This is a genomic window from uncultured Brachyspira sp., assembly GCF_944393015.1.
Classification (GTDB): domain Bacteria; phylum Spirochaetota; class Brachyspiria; order Brachyspirales; family Brachyspiraceae; genus Brachyspira.
In genome coordinates this window covers 1-4,362 of record NZ_CALXYQ010000093.1, presented here as the reverse complement: position 1 = coordinate 4,362, position 4,362 = coordinate 1, and the positions used below count along the sequence as shown (strand labels likewise).

Genomic DNA, 4,362 nt, shown 5'->3' with positions numbered 1-4,362 from the left:
TTAGCATCTTTTGCTACTTTACTTTCAGTTTTAGGTGTTTCATATATAACACGTCCAACCATCAAGTTTACTATTTCATCTTTATTTGTTTCTTTAGTAATTTTTGTATCTATATATTCACCGTCTCTTATTACAGTTATTCTGTCAGATAATATAAATAATTCATCTAATCTATGAGAAATATATACTATTGATACGCCTGTTATTTGTAAGTCTTTAATTATTCTAAATAGTTCTTTGGTTTCTGATTCTGTTAATGCAGCAGTAGGCTCATCTAATATTAATATTTTAGAATTATGAGTTAATGCTTTTGCTATTTCTACCAATTGCTGTTTTCCTACAGTTAGAGATCCTATTTTAGCAGCTGGATTTATATCAACATTCATACCTTCAAATATTTTTTTTGCTCTTTTTATCATTAATTTATCATCTATCAATCCGAATTTATTTAAAGGCTCATGTCCTATGAATATATTCTGTGCTACAGTTAAATGATTCATTAAATTTAATTCCTGATGCACTATTGATATACCATTTTCTTCAGCTTCTTTAGGTCCAGATACTTCCAAAGGTTTTCCGAAATATTCTATAGTTCCGGCATCTTTTTTATATATACCGGATAGAATTTTCATAAGTGTGGATTTACCAGCTCCGTTTTCTCCTATCAAGGCCAAAATCTCACCTTTTTCTAAAGAGAAATTGAAATTCTTCAAAGCATAAACACCTTTGAACCTTTTTTCAATACCTGTCATTTTTAAAATTACATTATCACTCATAAGAATAAATTAATCCTTAAGTTTTAAATTTTTATTTATATTCTATATTCTAGTAAAAAAAACTGCTATAATCAACATCATATTGTTTTTTTTAAACCAAAAATGAAATAAATTTCATTTTTTTTATTTTTTATTATTTTGTTTTATTTTTTGTTAAAAAAAACACTTTTTTTATTGAATATGAAACAAAAATGTATTATATTATAAACATATATTTATTATGGTAGGTTATTATGAGTAATAAAGTTTATTCTATAGCTTGCGATTTCGGTTCATCTGGCGGTAAAATATTCTTATCTAAATTTGAAAACGATAAAATGACTTTGGAAGAAGTTCACAGATTTTCTTTAACTCCTATAAAAATTAATAATTATTATTATACAGATTTTATATATATGTATAATGAATTATTAAAAGGTATTAAAAAAGTTGTAGATATGGGAGTGCAGCCTTCATCTCTAGGTATAAATTCTTGGGGTGTTGATTATGGCTATATAGATAAAAATGGAGAATTATTATCCAATCCAGTAAATTACAGAGATACTAGAACTATAGATACTATAAAAAAATTGGAAAAAATAGGTTTAGGTGCTAGAGAATTATTTAATATAACAGGTATATCATGCATGCCTTTTAACACTGTAATGCAAATATATGAAGATATACAAGGCAGAGCAGATATTGTTAATAATGCTTCAAAATTATTATTTACTCCTGATTTATTTGGATATTTTTTAACAGGAAATATTTCATCTGAGTATACTATATCTTCAACTTCACAATTAATAGATGTGAAAAAAAAGGTATGGTCTGAAGAAATTTTGAAAAAAATTCATTTTGATATTAATAAGCTTCCTCCTTTAATTGAAGCTGGTACGAAAAAAGGTTTATTAAAACAAGAGATAGCAGATTATCTGGGATGCAAGCCATTCGATATTATAGCTGTTGCTTCCCATGATACTGCTTCTGCTGTATTATCAGCACCTATTTTTGATGATAATACAGCATACTTGTCTTCAGGTTCATGGTCTTTGCTTGGAGTAGAATTGAAAGAGGCAGTATTAACCGATGAAGCTTTTGAAAATAATTTCACAAATGAAATGGGTTATAATAATACTATAAGATTCTTAGAAAATATTAACGGACTTTGGACTATACAGCTATTACAAAAGAAATGTCAAATCTCATTTAATGATATGGAAAAATTAGCAAGAGATAATATTAAAGATGAACATAGAATAGATATTAATGATAATAGATTCTATAATCCTAAAGACATAGAAGATGAAATATTATCTTATTATAAAGATACAAATCAGCCTAATGTATCAAAAGATTCAAGAGGTGTTATAATAGCTTCCGTATATAATTCGCTAGCAGAAAGTTATGCTAAATATATCAATAGTCTTAAAAAACTTTTGAATAAAGATATTAAAAAATTATGTATTGTAGGCGGAGGAACTAGAGATAAATTAATATGCGAGCTTACTAAAGAAAAAACTAATTTAACAGTTTCAATAGGACCTATAGAATGTACAGCTACAGGTAATATTTTATCACAATTTAAAGCTTTAGGGGTTTTAAAAGATGTTGAAGAAATGAGAAAATTAGTTATAAACAGTTTTGAAATAAGTGAAATATGATATAGTATTATAAATTATTTATTTTTTAAGGAGAAAAGATGTCTAAAAATAGTAGAAAAGATTTAGCTAAAAGTATAATAGATGCTTGTTTAAGTATGAGGAAAGATGGTGTTAATCAGGGAACTGCTGGTAATATAAGTCTTAGATATGAAAATGGTATGCTTATTACACCTTCCGGTATGCCTTATGAGATTATGACTCCAGATGATATTGTTTTTGTTGATGAAAATGGTACTCCTGAAAAAGATAAAATACCTTCAAGCGAATGGAGATTCCATTTATCAATACTTAAAGATAATCCTAATTTTAATGCCGTGATACATAATCATGCTATTTATTCTTCTATGGTTTCTATATTAAATATAGATTATATACCTGCTATACATTATATGGTAGGTGTTGCCGGAGGAAATAAAATTCCTTGTGCTAAATATGCTACTTATGGTACTCAGGAACTATGTGATAATATTTCTGAAGCTATGAAAGGATATAAAGCTTGTATATTAAAAAATCATGGACTTCTTGCTGCTGATGAAACTTTGCCTAAAGCATATCATGTAATGATGGAAGTTGAGAATTTAGCAAGATTATATATGGGAGTAAGAGGAATAGGGGATTATTCAGTTTTATCTGATGCTGAAATGGAAATAGTTTTGGAAAAATTCAAAAACTATGGATTAAATGTTAAGCATAAAACTAAAGATAAGCCTAAAACAAAAGCTAAAGCAAAAACTAAAAAATAAATTAAATCTTTTAAAGCTATAGAAGATATAATAAAATAAAAAATATAATAGGAGGAATTTTATGGCTAGATATATTTTAAATGAAACAAGTTATTTTGGTATTGGTATAAGAAGCGAGCTTGCTACTGAAATTAAGGCAAGAGGATTTAAAAAAGCATTATTAGTTAGTGATAAAGTTTTGGATTCTTGCGGAGTTCTTAAAAAAGTAAAAGATGTTTTAGATGGTGCTGGTATATCTTATGATACATTTTTAGATATTAAGCAAAACCCTACTATTAAGAACTGTAAAGACGGATTAGCAAAATATAATGAATCAGGTGCTGATTTCTTGATTGCTGTTGGAGGCGGTTCTGTAATGGACGTTGCTAAAGCTATAGGTATTACAAAAAATAATCCTGATTTTGCTGATGTTAAATCTCTTGAAGGAGTTGCAGCTACTAAAAACAAAAGTGTACCTATTATGGCTCTTCCTACTACTTGCGGTACTGCTGCTGAAGTTACTATTAACTATGTAATCATTAATGAAGAAGAAAATAGAAAAATGGTTTGTGTTGACCCTAAAGATATACCTATAGTTGCTTTTGTAGATGCTGAACTTATGGCTTCTATGCCTAATAGTCTTGTTGCTGCTACTGGTATGGATGCTTTAACTCATGCTATTGAAGGCTATATCACTAAAGGTGCTCATACTATTTCTGATATGTTTGAATACAAAGCTATGCAGCTTATTTCTAAACACTTAAGAGGTGCTGTTAAAGATAAAAATATGACTGATATGGACGGAATGAGTATTGCTCAGTATGTTGCTGGTATGGGTTTCAGTAACGTAGGACTTGGTATTGTTCACTCTATGGCTCACCCTCTTGGAGCTATATTTGATATTCCTCATGGTGTTGCTAATGCTGTACTTCTTCCTACTGTTATGGAATTTAATATGCCTGTTTGTATAGATAAATATGTTGATATAGCTGTGGCAATGGGTGAAAAAGTTGATGGATTAAGCAAAGAGGAAGCTGCTAAACTTGCTGTAGAAGCTGTTAGAAAACTTTCTAAAGATGTTAATATTCCTGCTAATTTAAGAGAATTAAAAATTAAAGAAGAAGATCTTCCTAGATTAGCAAAAGACGCTTTAGCTGATGTATGTACTGGCGGAAATCCTAGAGATGTAACATTAGATGATATATTGGCTTTATATAAGAA

4 protein-coding genes are annotated in these 4,362 nt (G+C 28.5%); 3 read left to right on the top strand and 1 reads right to left on the bottom strand.

The genetic code is table 11. The features are described from left to right. On the bottom strand, positions 1-776 hold a 776-nt coding region (locus Q0K19_RS14925; RefSeq protein ID WP_297249352.1), incomplete at its 3' end, for an ATP-binding cassette domain-containing protein. A gap of 233 nt (positions 777-1,009) precedes the next feature. On the opposite strand from Q0K19_RS14925, the gene Q0K19_RS14920 reads away from it, so the two are divergent. The 3 genes from Q0K19_RS14920 to fucO form a co-directional block, all read left to right on the top strand. Beyond that, positions 1,010-2,419, top strand: coding sequence for a rhamnulokinase family protein (locus Q0K19_RS14920; RefSeq protein ID WP_297249350.1), 1,410 nt, complete (start codon positions 1,010-1,012; stop codon positions 2,417-2,419). 38 nt (positions 2,420-2,457) lie between these two features. Continuing rightward, a complete protein-coding gene (locus Q0K19_RS14915) occupies positions 2,458-3,162 on the top strand; it encodes an L-fuculose-phosphate aldolase (protein WP_297249348.1) in 705 nt (234 codons plus the stop codon). Between the two features lie 61 nt (positions 3,163-3,223). Beyond that, positions 3,224-4,362 (top strand): lactaldehyde reductase (fucO, locus tag Q0K19_RS14910; RefSeq protein WP_297249346.1); only part of this gene is annotated, 1,139 nt, incomplete at its 3' end.